Source organism: Pseudoduganella umbonata (genome assembly GCF_014192225.1).
Lineage (GTDB): Bacteria > Pseudomonadota > Gammaproteobacteria > Burkholderiales > Burkholderiaceae_D > Rugamonas > Rugamonas umbonata.
This window is the reverse complement of record NZ_JACHXS010000009.1, coordinates 19,527-33,965: the sequence shown is the minus strand read 5'-3', so window position 1 is coordinate 33,965 and position 14,439 is coordinate 19,527. Positions and strand designations below refer to the sequence as shown.

Genomic DNA, 14,439 nt, shown 5'->3' with positions numbered 1-14,439 from the left:
ATTAATCTGGCTGCCAGCGCAAATCCAATGTCATCGGGAAGCTCGGATTCTGTTCCTCTTTTCGCACAGTCATCGGGCCCGGCGTGTGGCCGTGCGGCCAGAAGCGCGCGAAGCGGCGCGCCTCGGCGGCGTTGGCGTTGACGGGCGAGCCGACTTCGTTACGGCCGCCCGGATGCACCACGTGGTACGTGCAGCCGCCGATCGCGCGCCCGCTCCAGGTGTCGACCAGGTCGAAAGTGAGCGGTGCCTGTACCCGGATGGTCGGGTGCAGCGCCGACCACGGGCTCCAGGCGCGGAAGCGCACGCCGGCCACGTACTCGCCTGGAATGCCGGTCGGGTGAAGCGGCAGCATGCGGCCATTGCAGGCGATGACGTGGCGGCCGTTGGTCAGCCCGCGCACCAGCAGCTGCATCCGCTCCACCGACGAATCGACATAGCGCGCGGTGCCGCCGGCGCTGACTTCCTCGCCGAGCACGTTCCACGGCTCGATCGCCTGGCGCAGCTCCATTTCCACGCCCTCATAAACAACAGTGCCGAAGCGGGGGAAGCGGAACTCGATGAATGGCTCGAACCAGTGGTCCTCGAATTCGTAGCCGTGCGCGCGCAGGTCGCGGGCCACGTCGCGGATGTCCTGGGCGACGAAATGGGGCAGCATCCAGCGGTCGTGCAGCGCCACGCCCCAGTTCACCAGCTTGGCCTGGTAGGGCTGGCGCCAGAAGCGCGCGACCAGGGCGCGCAGCAGCAGCATCTGCAATAGGCTCATGCGCTCGTGCGGCGGCATCTCGAAGGCGCGGAATTCCACCAGGCCCAGGCGGCCGGTGGGGCCGTCCGGCGAATACAGCTTGTCGATGGAGAATTCGGAACGGTGGGTATTGCCCGTCAGGTCCACCAGCAGGTTGCGCAGCAGGCGGTCGACGATCCACGGTTTGTCGCCTTCATGCAACGTCGGCAGTACCTGGTCCATCTGCTGGAACGCGATCGCCAGTTCGTACAGGTTGTCGTCGCGCGCTTCGTCCACGCGCGGCGCCTGGCTGGTCGGCCCGATGAACGTGCCGGAGAACAGGTACGACAGGGCAGGGTGGTTCTGCCAGTAGGTGATCAGGCTTTTCAGCAGGTCCGGACGGCGCAGCATCGGGCTGTCCTCGGCGGTGGCGCCGCCCAGGGTGGCGTGGTTGCCGCCGCCGGTGCCGGTGTGGCGGCCGTCGAGCATGAACTTCTCGGTGCCCAGCCGGGTCAGGCGGGCTTCCTGGTACAAGGTCGACACGTTATAAACCAGCTCGTTCCAGCTGGCCGCCGGGTGGATGTTCACCTCGATCACGCCGGGGTCGGGCGTTACGCTGAGCAGCTTGATGCGCGGGTCGCGCGGCGGCGCGTAGCCTTCGATGCGCAGCTTCATCCCCAGCTTGCCCGCGGTGCGTTCGACAGCACCCACCAGCGCCAGGTAATCCTCGATGCGTTTCAGTGGCGGCATGAACACGTACAGGCGGCCGGCGCGCACTTCGACGCACAGCGCGGTGTGGATCACGTCTCGCGGCGCCGGTTCGGCCGGTTTCAATGGGCGGATCGGTTCGACGACCGGCCTGCGGGCCTTGTCGGGCGCCTTGTCCGCTGCTTTGCCCGCAGCCAGGCCCAGGATCGGCCGCTTCTCCTTTTCCTTCTTCCGTTCCTCGACCGGCAGCGCGGCGCGCGGCGCGAACGGGTCGACGTCGTATTCGTCCTCGCGTTCTTCCGGCAGCACCCACGGCAGCGTGGCCAGCGGCAGCCGCAGGCCGATCGGCGAATCCCCCTCGATGAGGTACAGGTTCTCGCGCCGGATCGGCCACGGTGACGTCTGCCAGACGGTGCCGATCGTGGCTGGATCGTAGTCCTTGGCCTTCAGCGGCAGCACGTAGCCGGCCACCTCGCCCAGGCCCCGTTCGAGCAGGCGGGCCAGGCGGCGGCGTTCTTCCGGCGCGTTGAGATCGGCGTCCAGCGGATCGAGGTTGCCCGGCAGAGCCTGCTCGCGCTGGGCTTGCAGCAGCACGTCCTCGTAGGCGGGGATGGCGCTGTTAGCGGGCAGGGCGAGCGATTTCACCAGTTCGGTGGTGAAGCGGCCGGCATCGTCGGGGCCATAGCCGTCGTCGATATGTTCGTCCGAGAACAGCGTGGCGTCGAGCCACATCGGCTGGCCGTCGATGCGCCAGTAGATATTGAGCGCCCAGCGCGGCAGCGGTTCGCCCGGGTACCACTTGCCCTGGCCGTAATGCAGCATGCCGCCCGGCGCGAAGTGGTTCTTCAGGCGGTGCATCAGGTTGCCCGCCAGCTCGCGCTTCTTGTCGCCGTGGGCCTGGGTGTTCCATTCCGGGCCGTCCATGTCGTCGATCGACACGAAGGTCGGTTCGCCGCCCTGGGTCAGGCGCACGTCCTGGGCCTTCAGGTCCGCATCGACTTGCTGGCCGAGGCGGTCGATCTTTTGCCAGTCCGCTTCCGTGTACGGTTTCGTGACGCGCGGGTCTTCGTGGATGCGCGTGATCGTCATCTCGTGGAAGAACGTGACCTCGGCCTTGTCCGTGTAGCCGGAAACTGGCGCCGCCGACGACGGCAGGGCGGTACAGGCCAGCGGAATGTGGCCCTCGCTGGCCAGCATGCCGGAGGTGGGGTCGAGCCCGATCCAGCCGGCGCCGGGGATGTACACCTCGGTCCACGCGTGCAGGTCCGTGAAGTCGACGTCGGTGCCGCTGGGGCCATCGAGCGCTTCCTGGTCGGCGCGCAGCTGGATCAGGTAGCCGGACACGAAGCGTGCCGCCAGCCCCATCTCGCGCAGGATCTGCACCAGCAGCCAGCCGGTGTCGCGGCACGAGCCGGAACGCTTCTCCAGCGTTTCATCGGGGGCCTGCACGCCGGGTTCCATGCGCAGCAGGTAGGCGATGTCGCGCTGCAGGCGCTGGTTGACGGCCACCAGGAAGTCGTTGGTGCCCATCGGTTTTCCCAGCAGGTCGCGGCGTGCCGCGGTCACCCATTCCATCACCAGCGGGCTTGACGGTTCGATCTGGAGGTAGGCGCTCAGCTCGGACGTCAGTTGCGGCGGGTAGGCGAACGGGAAGGTCTCCGCGTACTTCTCGACGAAGAAGTCGAACGGATTGATGACGGTCATGTCGGCCACCAGGTCGACCGTGAAGTCGAGGGTGTCCGATTTTTCGGGGAAGACAAAGCGGCCGATGTAGTTGCCGTACGGGTCCTGCTGCCAGTTGATGAAGTGTTCCTGCGGCGTTACCGTCAGCGAGTAGGACAGGATCGGCGTGCGCGCGTGGGGGGCCGGGCGCAGGCGCACTTCATGGGGGGACAGGCTGACCAAGCGGTCATAGCGGTAACTGGTCTTGTGGTGCAGCGCGATACGGATAGCCATGCGGGACTGCCTTTCGAAATGGGCGCGATATAAGGTGATGAAGCATGATTCGTACCTGCTAAAAATGCAATCTCTGTCTGGAGTGTGTGGGGGAGTAGTGGCTGGTCGATGCGATCGCCGGCGCTAGCGTTACAGGGGTCTGTCCCCGGTAAGTGTTGGCAGCTAGCTTATTGTTGGCGTTGTGAGGGGACTGACCCCGGTGTTTGCCGGCGTGCCAGGAATGCGGGCAAACACCGGGGTCAGTCCCCTCAACCTGCCGCTGGCAAGCACGCAGGTCGTCACTTACCGGGGACAGACCCCTGTAACGCTACCTGCCGTGGCTGTTTCGACCGATTAACCCCCCTGGCACGTTTCTTGTTAGCACTCTTGCCACGAGGAGGAATCGATGCCGAACTTTTACAACGAAATGTATTCCACCGAGGCAACCGTGCGCCCGCACTACCAGGCGTTCGCGGACTGGCTGGCGCTCCAGCCACCGGGCCAGATCGACCAGAAACGGACCGAAGCCGAGCTGATCTTCCAGCGCGTCGGCATCACGTTCGCCGTCTACGGCGACACGGCCGGCAAGGAGCGGCTGATCCCGTTCGATATCATCCCGCGCGTCATCCACGCCGCCGAGTGGGCCAAGCTGCAGGCCGGCCTGGTGCAGCGGGTGACGGCGCTGAACCGCTTCCTGCACGATGTCTACCACGACCAGGAGATCCTCAAGGCGGGCATCATCCCGCCCGAACAGATCCTGAACAATGCCCAGTACCGGCCGGCCATGCAGGGCGTCGACGTGCCGGCCGACATCTACGCGCACATTGCCGGCGTCGATATCGTGCGGGCCGGGGAGGGCGAGTTCTACGTCCTGGAAGACAACCTGCGCGTGCCGTCCGGCGTCTCGTACATGCTGGAAAACCGCAAGATGATGATGCGGCTGTTTCCCGCGCTGTTCGCCAGCAACCGGGTGGCACCGGTCGATCATTATCCCGACCTGCTGCTGGATAACCTGCGCACCGTGGCACCGCATGGCATCGCCGATCCGACCGTGGTCGTGCTCACGCCCGGTATGCACAATTCGGCTTACTTCGAACACGCGTTCCTGGCCCAGCAGATGGGTGTCGCGCTGGTGCAGGGGCAGGACCTGTACGTGAAAAACGAGACCGTCTACATGCGCACCACGCGCGGCCCGCGGCGGGTCGACGTCATCTACCGCCGCATCGACGACGACTATCTCGATCCGCGCGCATTCCGCCCCGAATCCACGCTGGGCGTGCCCGGCCTGATGGAGGCGGTGCGCGCCGGGCGGGTGGGGCTGGCCAATGCCATTGGCACCGGCGTGGCCGACGACAAGTCGATCTACCCGTACGTGCCCGACATGATCGAGTTCTATCTCGGCGAAAAGCCGATCCTCAACAACGTCCCCACCTATCAGTGCAGGAAGAAGGAGGACCTGGCCTACACGCTGGCGAACCTGCCGGACCTGGTGGTCAAGGAAGTGCACGGCGCTGGCGGCTACGGCATGCTGGTCGGCCCTGCCTCGACCAGCGCCCAGGTCGAGGCGTTCCGCGAGCGGCTGCTGGCCAATCCGTCGGGCTACATCGCCCAGCCCACGCTGGCGCTGTCGGCCTGCCCGACCTATGTCGACTCGGGCATCGCGCCGCGCCACATCGACCTGCGCCCGTTCGTCCTGTCGGGCAAGACGGTGACGATGGTGCCGGGCGGGCTGACCCGCGTGGCGCTGCAGGAGGGCTCGCTGGTGGTGAATTCGTCGCAGGGCGGCGGCACCAAGGACACGTGGATACTGGAGAACTAATATGCTGAGCCGCACCGCAGATCATCTGTTCTGGATGGCCCGCTACACCGAACGCGCCGAAAACACGGCCCGCATGCTCGACGTGCGCGTGCAGTACTCGCTGATGCCGCAATCGTCGGTGGCCGCCCAGCAGGGCTGGCGCACCATGCTGAGCGTGTCGGAACTGGAACGGCAGTTCGACGCCAAATATCCGGCGCTGACGCAGAAGGAAGTCATCGACTTCATGGTGCGCGATCCGGACAATCCTTCATCGATTGCCAGTTGCCTGGCGGGCGCGCGGGAGAATGCCCGGGCGGTACGCGGCACCCTGCCCACGGAAGTGTGGGAAACCGAGAACACCACGTGGATCGAGCTGCAGCAGCACCTGAAAAGCCGCATGTTCGAGCACCAGCCGGGCCAGTTCCTGGAATGGGTCAAGCACCGCTCGCACCTGTCGCGCGGCGTCACGCTGGGCACCATGTTCCAGGACGGTGCGTTCAACTTCATCCGCCTCGGCACCTTCCTGGAGCGCGCGGACAACACGGCGCGCATCCTCGACGTGAAATTCCGCTCCCTCGATTCCGATGCCATCAAGGCGGGGCCGCAGGGCGAGTTCTATTACCTGGCGGCGCTGCTGCGCTCCGTGTCCGCGTTCGAGACCTACCGCAAGGTCTACCGCGATGCCATCACGCCGGCCCGCGTGGCCACGCTGCTGATTCTCGAGGCGAAGATGCCGCGCTCGCTGGTGGCCTGCATGGCCGCCGTGGTGGCCAACCTGCGCGAGATCAGCAACGACGTGTCGCACGAAACCGAGCGCCTGGCCGGCAAGCTGCACGCCCGCCTGCAGCATGCGGTGATCGACGACATCCTGGCGGAAGGCCTGCACGATTTCCTGACGTCGTTCCTCGTCTCGATCGAGCAGATCGGCAATGGCATCGGCAGCGATTTCCTGGTGCCGGCCGCGTCGGAAGACGCGGCGTAAGGTGTCGGCCATGCCTGCGCAATGTCACACTTCTGCACCAAAAAATGACGCACCGCACCAAAATGGTAATATTTGCAACTCGTGCGCCTTATTGGTGCACTTATGTCAACAAGCGAAAGCGAGCCTGCCATGTTGTTGCGCACCCGATGCAACCTGAGTTTCATCGTTGCCGAGCCGACGCCGTTCATCCTGATGCTGCGCCCGCGCAGCGACGCACTGCAATGGGTGGCCCATCAAAGCTATAACCTGGCGCCCGGGGTGCCGGCGATGGAATTCACCGACAGCTATGGCAACCTGTGCCAGCGGCTGGTGGCGCCACCCGGCGCCTTTTCGATCTACACGTCGGCCGACGTGATGACGTCCCCTACGATCGACGTCGCGCCAGGCGCACCGTTCGACGAGGTGCAGACCCTGCCCGACGAGGTGCTCACGTACCTGCTGCCCAGCCGCTACTGCGAATCCGAGCTGTTCGCCGAGATGGCGGCCGAAATCGTCGCCGGCGTCGCGCCGGGGTACGACCAGGTGGCCTGCATCACCGCGTGGATCCGGCGCGAGGTGCGCTTCAATCCTGCATCGCCGTACAGCCACATGGCGGCAAGCGCCGTCAACGAGCGGCGCGAAGGCGTGTGCCGCGACCTGGCGCACCTGGGCATCGCCCTGTGCCGCAGCCTGTGCATCCCGGCGCGCATCGTGGCCGGCTACCTGCACGGCCTGGAACCGATGGACCTGCACGCATGGTTCGAGGCTTACGTGGGCGGGCGCTGGTACACCTTCGATCCGACCCAGGATGCACCGCGCGGCGGCCGCGTGACGATCGCCCGCGGCCACGATGCCGCCAACGTGGCGATCTTCAGCCAGTTCGGGCCGCCGCTGGTACGCAACGACATGGAGGTGTCGGTCGACCTGCTAGGCAGCCTTTCCTGAAGGCTTCCCGGGTGTCTTCACTGGCCGCTGGGCGCGCACCACCTTGTGCACGAATTCCAGCTTTTCCAGTACCGGCGTGCTGAGCTTGAACGGATACGAGTCCGGCATGCCGATGCTGCGGTTCAGGCTGTTGAGTACGTAGGTGAGGGCGAACCAGTCGCTGAGCGTGTCGTCGAACGAGGCAACCTTGGTTGGCGGTGCCGTGATGTCCAGCGACGGTTCCAGCGGCTTGGAGGGATGCAGCGACAGGCCGCACGCGTGCGCCGTTTCCAGCGTGTCCATCATGTGCAGGTAGTGGGCCCAGGTTTCCGCCCAGTCTTCCCACGGGTGCGAACTGGCGTAGCTGCTGACGAAACGCGACTCCCAGTCTTCCACGGGGCCCTCTGCATAGTGGCGCTTCAGGGCCTCGCCGTAATCCTGGCGCTCGTCGCCGAACAGGGCGCGGAAACCGTCGATGAACTCGCTGTCGACGACCAGCCGGTCAAAATAATAGTGGCCGCTCTCGTGGCGGAAATGCCCCAGCAAGGTGCGGTAGCGTTCGTGCATCTGCTCGCGCGTGCGTTCGCGCTCGGCCGGATCGGCTTCGGCGATGTTCAGCGTGATCAGCCCGTTATCGTGGCCGGTCATCACGCACTGGTCGGTGACGCCGTCTTCCAGGAACTGGAACGCCAGGCCGGTTTCCGGTTCCTCTTCTTTCGAGGCCGGCGTCAGGTTCAGTGTCGCCAGCGAGAACAGCAGGCGGCGCTTGGCCGTTTCGAGGCGCGCCCACAATACGTGGTTTTTTTCCGACGACAGCGCGGGGATCACGACGGTCAGCTGGCATGAGGCGCACAGCTCGTGGGGATCGTCCGCGGGCAGCATCCAGTTGCAGACATTGTGTTCGACATAGTTGCCGCATTTTTTATACAGCTTGCCTTCGTCGACGCGGTTCAGGCTGCGCCAGTGACCATCCTCGGTTTCCTCGAAGCTGTTGATGCTGCGTGTCGCCGGCTGGTAGCCGAGCGTGCTGTCGCAGTTGAAGCACAAGGTATTTTCGAAAAAGACTTGTTGTGCGCATTTGTCGCAATGAAACGTTTTCATGGACAGGGACCGATAGAGTAAGGGGTTGAACGACGGATATTGACAATCTATCAGTTATTTTCGTGTTGATATGGTCGTGTCGGACTACGCCTCATATCGTGCGCGGGGGTGGCGCATCCTGTACCCTGCGTGCTGGCAATGGCGTTGGAAAAGGAAGGTTGCAATGCACCACATGGACGAGGATGGAACCACGCTGGTCGCGCTGTTCGTGGCGATGCGGGAAGACGGGCCGGTCTGCGAAGAGATCCCGGCGAACAGTCTTGGCGAGGACAGGTACGAGCTGCTGTCGTCGCCCGGGCTGGCGCTGAATCTCGCTCGAGGCGATATCGTCGAGATAAAAAACGCCACCGCACCGGCCACGGTCGTGCAGCGCGGCGGCAATTTCTGCATCCAGGTCTATGCCGATGAACTCGCCGCCGGCCATGTCGACGAACTGGAAAAGAACGTCGGCGAGAAGCTGCATGGCACGCTCGACGGCAGCTATCGTGGCAGCCTGGCCCTGTCGGTACCGGCTTCCGCAGGGATGGCCACGATCTGCCAAGTCTTCGACGCATTCACCGCGAAGACGGGCGTTCAGTGGTACTTCGCGAACGTCTACAAGAATTTCGACGACGTGGATGATGAGACGCTGCTGGATTGGTGGCAGTGAGGCTCAGTGCCATGGGCTGTTTCAGACGGTCAATGTTCGAGTATGGGCGGCCCGGGAGCCGCAGCAATTCAATTTTTCATTGCTCGCTATATGCCCCGGAGCTGGGTCTTGGTACGCAATGCCGGGCTCACTGCATCATGCTCTACTCGCACGGTTCCGACTCAACACCCTGGATACTTCTTCCAAATTTTCTGTTTCAGCTCCAGGTTTTCGCTGTATTTGTCGATCTTCCAGTCTTTAAATGCATAGAGATCTTCCGCGAGTGCCGTAATCACATCACGAAGCTCCAGCGATTCCAGCCATTCAGATGGAATCGCCTTCAATCCGTGCATCGTACCCAGCAAATTGCCGACGATTGCACCGGTGGAGTCCGAATCGCCATCGTGGTTCACTGCCAGCACGACGCCATGCCTGAAGTTGCGCGCAACTAACGCGCAATAGATGGATATCCCCAGTGCTTCTTCTGCGATCCATCCCTGGCCTATCTGCGCAATCGCAGCCTCATGACGCTCGCCGGACACAGCCAAGCGTTCTGCCAGTTCGATACACCACAGAGTTTCTTCGTGCCCAGACTTCTGCCGCAGGATCGCTTTCGAAGCATCGATCGCTTCAGGCAGCGACACACCGTCCGTCAGGGCCAGGATCAGCACAGCCAGTACGCCGCCAGTCAATGCACCAGTAGGGTGGCCATGGGTGAGTGCAGCGAGCTCGGTACCAAGGTTAAAAGCTTCCTCGGGCGTTTCCTGCTGGCCTAGCCGCCAGGCGAACAACCCTGCAGGAGCTACACGCATCACGCCGCCACAGCCTTTGCTGTTGTTGTGTGCTGCGTCGCCCAAGCGCTGCATCGACCGGAGGGCGGAAAGGCAGGTATTGCCCGGTGCCCGGCGACTGTACAATTCGCGCTGCTGGATGAGCCATCCCGGTTCGTCGACACCAAAGCTGATGTCGCAGGCCGGGCGTTCCCCCTGGGTCAGGAGCCAGCGGAGGTAGGCATGGGCTGTCACACCGGCATACGTGGTGGTACCTTTCAGGCAGCCGCGTACCCATCCGCGGATCAGTCCTTCGGCAGTGAACAAGGTCATCTGCGTGTCGTCGGTGATTTTTCCGAGCCCCCCGTAAGCGGGAGCATATTGCGTGATGCCGTCCGGCCCGAAGCGTTGCAGGATCTCGGTACGCTTCATGAATTCCACCGGCGCACCCAATGCATCGCCGACAGCGCCGCCCAACAGGCACCCCAGGAATCTTCCTCGTACCGTGCCGCGTTGTTGGCGCTTGCCGCGCCGCCCGGTTTTGGGCGATGGTTCCTCCGCTTTGGCGCTTTGTTGGACCGCTTCGCTTTGCGCATGAGTCAGCAACGCCCACGTCGTAAGCTCTGCGACAACACAGGAGGCTGGCCTGGAGTTGAGGTTTGCCTGGGCGCGCCATGCGGCTACTTCCGAGCCATCCGAGCTGATGCCCAGCCCTTTCTCCCAATACGACAGGTAGGCTTCGCCCCGGTCCGCTGCATAGAAATTGCCAAAGCCGGCAGATGAGTCCAGCGCATACTGCCAGTTGCTTTCACGCATGAAAACACCATTCTCGGAATCGGGCACCTGGGCCAATCCGATTAGGTAACCGATGCTTTTCGCATCCAGTGGACGGAAGACGGCCACCCGCAAGCGCCCATCCTTGCGAGGTGCAACGGCCGCCAACAGGAAATCGCCGCGCTGGACGGTGACGAACCGCGAGCCGAGATCTACGGGTCCAAGCTCGAGCCACCATTTTTCTCCCGACACGGCCATGATTGCACTGTAGTCCGCCGACGAAAGCAATTCGGCAAGCCTGCTGGCGGCAGGCTCAGTTTGCTGCCAGTCAGCCTTGCCGTCGGCACGGCTCTGCTGTAACCCGTACAGCATTTCTGCCAAAGGCAGAACGCCGTTTTGTTGTACAGCCACTTCGATCGAGGTTGAAGCGATTGGGTAGACAATGTCAGGCAAGCCATATTGCGCCAATGTTTGGGCGTCGAGACAAAATTCCCCTTGGTCGTGCATTTGTTTAGTTCTCCAATCTGAGTTCGCGCTCACGATGAATTCGGGTTCAGCCTGTGCCAGGCAGGAACGATCGCGCTACGCCTTCGACGGCACGATAAACACTGCACCGACAAGGCGTGTCGCATACAACGATTTCCGGAAATATTCGTAAAAAATATTGCCTGATGCTTCCATATTTTTCATTTAAACAATAGTATCCCAGCGTTGAATTCAAGAGAATCACATGGCAACGAACGAAAAATCGCTGCTGCGGCAGTGGCACATGCTGAAACTGTTGCCGCGCGCGCCGGCCAAGATCACGGTCAAGCAATTATGCGAGCTGTTGGCCGCGTCCGATTACGATGTCAGCGACCGCACTATCCAACGCGACCTGAAGGACCTGACGGAAGTATTCGATCTCGAATATGACGACCGGTCGAAACCTTTTGGCTGGAGCTGGTCGCGCATAGGCGCTGGATTCAACTTGCCGGGCATCTCGGTGCCGGAAGCGTTGACGTTGAAGCTCGTCGAGCAGCATCTGCGCAACCACTTGCCGCCCAACACGACCGAAGTACTGCAGCCATATTTCGAGGCCGCGGCCCGCACGCTGGCGACGGTGGAATCTGACACGCCATCGAAAACATGGCTGGGCAAAGTACGCAGTATCGTGCCAGCCCAGCCGCTGCTGCCGCCGGTACTGAACGAGCAGGTCCGCGATACCGTCTATGCGGCGCTGATGCAGGACCACCAGCTGGCCATCAGCTATCGCAAGCGCGACGCTGTTTCACCGGTGCACTATCCGAGCATCCATCCCGTCGCTATCGTGCAGCGCGGCGGAGTGATCTATCTGGTGTGCATGTTTGGCGATTACGAGAACGCACGTACCCTGGCGCTTCACCGCATCGTGGCGGCAGAGGACCGGTTCGAACCCGCGCGCAAATGTCCGGGCTTCGATCTCGATGCCTACGTGGCATCGGGCCAGTTCGGTATCGTTACCGGGCCGCCCGCGCGGCTGCGTGCCGTTTTCAGGCGCCAGGCCGGCGAGCATCTGTTTGAAACGCCGCTTTGCGTTGCGCAGGAACTCGAAGTTCTCGATGACGGCCGTATTGCGCTCACGGCCACTGTACCGAACACCCGTGCTTTGCTGTGGTGGTTGTTGGGGTTTGGCGATGGAGTGGAAGTGCTGGAACCGGTGGAACTGCGCGAAGAGATTGCCGGGATGGTGCGGAATATGGCGCGGCTGTATGGATGAGTATTACGCCGATCGACCCAGGCGCAGTCGTACTTCTTTTCTGATCTCACTCACTTAAGGACGTTGGGCCTGGCCCGGCTGTTCAAACCTTTTTAACTGGAACTAATTCCTGATGCATATGCTGACAGCCAAAGAGCAAGCGTTGAGCAAGATTTTCTGCGACGACTATATCTTCACGATTCCCGGATATCAGAGGCCGTATGCGTGGGGCACCGAGCAGGCGCGCGAGTTGCTGGATGACTTGCTTGCAGCGGCGAATGCTGCACCGGACGATGTCACTGAAGCTACCCCATATTTTCTCGGCAGCATTGTGCTGATCAAATCCGACAGCTCTGTCGATGCAACGGTGGTCGATGGGCAGCAAAGGCTGACAACTTTGACCCTCTTGCTCTCAGCTATTCGAGCCACGGTCGGTAATGATGATGTTCAGAAGGACATTACGAATTGCCTGTATGAGAAGGCCAGTATTGTGAAGGGAACAAAAGACCGCTACCGCCTTTCGCTTCGCGAACGGGATCGTGATTTCTTCCGGGAGTACGTGCAACATGAAGGCGGCCTGCATTCTGTACTGCAGCTCAACAGTAAGTTGCCGGATGCCCAGGCACGGTTGCGAGCGAATGCCCAAGTATTCATGACAGAGCTTGGCTCGCTTTCTGAAGCCGCACTGCTCCGCCTAGTGAGGTTCGTGATGCATCGCTGCTATCTGGTCCTGGTGGCGACACCCGATCTGGACTCCGCATACCGGATCTTTGGCGTGTTGAATAGCCGCGGCCTTGACCTGAGTGCCACCGATATATTGAAAGCTGAAATCATAGGTGGCCTGCCAAAAGATCTCCGTGATGCCTACACCAAGAAGTGGGAGGATGAGGAAGAACTGCTTGGCCGTGATGAATTCGGCGAACTGTTCAGCCACATTCGCATGGTCTATCGAAAGGCCAAGCCCCAAGGTACGCTGCTAAAGGAATTCAAAGAGCATGTAGGAGCGGTTGAGCAGCCGGGGCAGTTCATCGACACCTTGTTAATACCAATGGCGCAAGCGCTGCGTGAAATGCGCGATATGAACTACTCAAGCCAGCAGTTTGCCGAGGAGGTAAATGATTACCTGCGTTGGCTGAAGCGGCTGGAATTCAAGGATTGGGTTCCTCCAGCACTGGCATTCTTCATCAGGCATCGCGAACATCCGAACATGGTGCTGGATTTCTTCCGTGACCTGGAGCGCCTCGCGTACTCGATGCTCGCACGCAAAGCAGGCATCAATGAGCGGATCGAGCGCTTTTCCCTGCTTACAAGCGCGGTAGAAGAGGATGCAGAACTATTCGAAGATTCTTCGCCGTTGCAGCTTTCGCCCGAAGAACAACACGATACCTACGCAGCATTGAACGGTCCCTTGTACGAGACCCATTCACCACGAGCACTCGCGCTGTTATTGCTGCGCCTGGACCGCTTGATGGCCGATGGCACCGCTACGTACCAGCACGACGTCGTATCGGTGGAACACGTGATGCCACAGCAACCTGCTCCAAATAGCCAATGGGTTGCCTGGGTGCCCGATACAGACTCACACCAGGCATGGGTCCATCGTCTCGGAAATTTGGCATTGCTCAGCCGAAGCAAGAATAGTGCGGCAAGCAATCATGATCTGGAGTGGAAGAAGACAGCGTACTTTTCCAAAAATGGTGTCTGCAGTTTCGCGTTGACGACTCAGGTATTGCAGCATGCTCAATGGACTGTCGACGTCATGCAGCAAAGGCAGGCGAATATGATTGCCAAGCTTGAAACGCACCTGCGCCTGGAAAAACGCAAGAGCAAGGCCGATATCGCCAGTGCTGTGGCTGCTAGCCTTGCAGCCGGCGATGGGACCGTAGCATACGAACTTAGGAGTTCCCGGCATGGCCTTTCCGCGACGGCAGTCGAAAAGGGCAACGTGTTCACCGTCTTGGCAGGTGCTAAAGCCAAACTCGAATGGAATGGCAAGCCACATACCTATTCGGTGCTCCGGGATGACTTGATCAAGACCGGCATTCTCACGCTGTCCAAGGACCAGACGCACCTGGTGTTTTCGACGGACACGGATTTCAAGAAGCCCAGCGCAGCAGCGGCCACCGTACTAGGCCGCCCTGATAATGGTCGCAACAGCTGGAAAGTGAAAGGAACATCCATTACGTATGCTGCCTGGCATGACAATTTGCCGGCAACGCAGATTGCCAGCATCGGTGCCGAGTCTGTGCCGTCCATATCGCAAGTCTGACCCGAAGTGCACGATCGACCAGAGCCCGATCATTCGCCTGCAACGCATCCAGGCCTATTGAGGGCTCGCTTGGATAGAATGTACATGGCATGCTTGCCCGGGCTGCTGCTGTGGAGCGCGGGCGGCTAGGCCG

General features: G+C 61.6%; 9 protein-coding genes. 6 read left to right on the top strand and 3 right to left on the bottom strand.

Annotation, left to right across the window (positions count from 1 at the left end; all coding sequences use genetic code 11):
• Nucleotide 1 precedes the first annotated feature (1 nt).
• Nucleotides 2-3,385 carry a transglutaminase family protein gene (locus FHS02_RS21325; RefSeq protein ID WP_137316426.1) on the bottom strand — a complete coding sequence of 1,128 codons (3,384 nt, stop codon included), beginning with the start codon at nt 3,383-3,385 and terminating at the stop codon, nt 2-4.
• 385 nt (nt 3,386-3,770) lie between these two features.
• Between FHS02_RS21325 and FHS02_RS21320 the strand changes: the two genes are divergently transcribed.
• From FHS02_RS21320 to FHS02_RS21310, 3 genes are all read left to right on the top strand, one after another.
• The gene (locus tag FHS02_RS21320) at nt 3,771-5,183 is read left to right on the top strand and encodes a circularly permuted type 2 ATP-grasp protein (RefSeq protein ID WP_137316427.1); all 1,413 of its coding nucleotides are present in this window, start codon (nt 3,771-3,773) and stop codon (nt 5,181-5,183) included.
• Nucleotide 5,184: 1 nt separating this feature from the next.
• Entirely contained in the window at nt 5,185-6,144 is a 960-nt protein-coding gene (locus tag FHS02_RS21315) for an alpha-E domain-containing protein (protein WP_137316428.1), read from the top strand.
• Nucleotides 6,145-6,273: 129 nt separating this feature from the next.
• Nucleotides 6,274-7,068, top strand: coding sequence for a transglutaminase-like domain-containing protein (locus FHS02_RS21310; RefSeq protein ID WP_137316429.1), 795 nt, complete (start codon nt 6,274-6,276; stop codon nt 7,066-7,068).
• On the opposite strand, the gene FHS02_RS21305 is transcribed toward FHS02_RS21310, so the two are convergent.
• Nucleotides 7,051-8,148 (bottom strand): zinc-binding metallopeptidase family protein, encoded by a 1,098-nt coding sequence (locus FHS02_RS21305; RefSeq protein WP_137316430.1) that lies wholly within the window; start codon nt 8,146-8,148, stop codon nt 7,051-7,053. The genes FHS02_RS21310 and FHS02_RS21305 overlap by 18 nt on opposite strands.
• A 163-nt stretch (nt 8,149-8,311) precedes the next feature.
• On the opposite strand from FHS02_RS21305, the gene FHS02_RS21300 reads away from it, so the two are divergent.
• Nucleotides 8,312-8,797, top strand: coding sequence for a DUF4265 domain-containing protein (locus FHS02_RS21300; RefSeq protein ID WP_229422375.1), 486 nt, complete (start codon nt 8,312-8,314; stop codon nt 8,795-8,797).
• 161 nt (nt 8,798-8,958) lie between these two features.
• On the opposite strand, the gene FHS02_RS21295 is transcribed toward FHS02_RS21300, so the two are convergent.
• Complete coding sequence (locus tag FHS02_RS21295) at nt 8,959-10,827, bottom strand: ADP-ribosylglycohydrolase family protein (protein ID WP_229422376.1); 1,869 nt, start codon at nt 10,825-10,827, stop codon at nt 8,959-8,961.
• A gap of 223 nt (nt 10,828-11,050) precedes the next feature.
• Here FHS02_RS21295 and FHS02_RS21290 point away from each other — a divergent pair, with 223 nt between their 5' ends.
• Both FHS02_RS21290 and FHS02_RS21285 read left to right on the top strand, forming a co-directional pair.
• A complete protein-coding gene (locus FHS02_RS21290) occupies nt 11,051-12,058 on the top strand; it encodes a helix-turn-helix transcriptional regulator (protein WP_137316431.1) in 1,008 nt (335 codons plus the stop codon).
• A gap of 142 nt (nt 12,059-12,200) precedes the next feature.
• A complete protein-coding gene (locus tag FHS02_RS21285) occupies nt 12,201-14,306 on the top strand; it encodes a DUF4357 domain-containing protein (protein ID WP_229430122.1) in 2,106 nt (701 codons plus the stop codon).
• The last annotated feature ends 133 nt before the right edge of the window (nt 14,307-14,439 follow it).

Coding starts and splice junctions, on each gene's coding strand:
- FHS02_RS21325 (WP_137316426.1), bottom strand. CDS start 3,385: ATGGCTATCCGTATCGCGCTGCACCACAAGACCAGTTACCGCTATGAC.
- FHS02_RS21320 (WP_137316427.1), top strand. CDS start 3,771: ATGCCGAACTTTTACAACGAAATGTATTCCACCGAGGCAACCGTGCGC.
- FHS02_RS21315 (WP_137316428.1), top strand. CDS start 5,185: ATGCTGAGCCGCACCGCAGATCATCTGTTCTGGATGGCCCGCTACACC.
- FHS02_RS21310 (WP_137316429.1), top strand. CDS start 6,274: ATGTTGTTGCGCACCCGATGCAACCTGAGTTTCATCGTTGCCGAGCCG.
- FHS02_RS21305 (WP_137316430.1), bottom strand. CDS start 8,148: ATGAAAACGTTTCATTGCGACAAATGCGCACAACAAGTCTTTTTCGAA.
- FHS02_RS21300 (WP_229422375.1), top strand. CDS start 8,312: ATGCACCACATGGACGAGGATGGAACCACGCTGGTCGCGCTGTTCGTG.
- FHS02_RS21295 (WP_229422376.1), bottom strand. CDS start 10,827: ATGCACGACCAAGGGGAATTTTGTCTCGACGCCCAAACATTGGCGCAA.
- FHS02_RS21290 (WP_137316431.1), top strand. CDS start 11,051: ATGGCAACGAACGAAAAATCGCTGCTGCGGCAGTGGCACATGCTGAAA.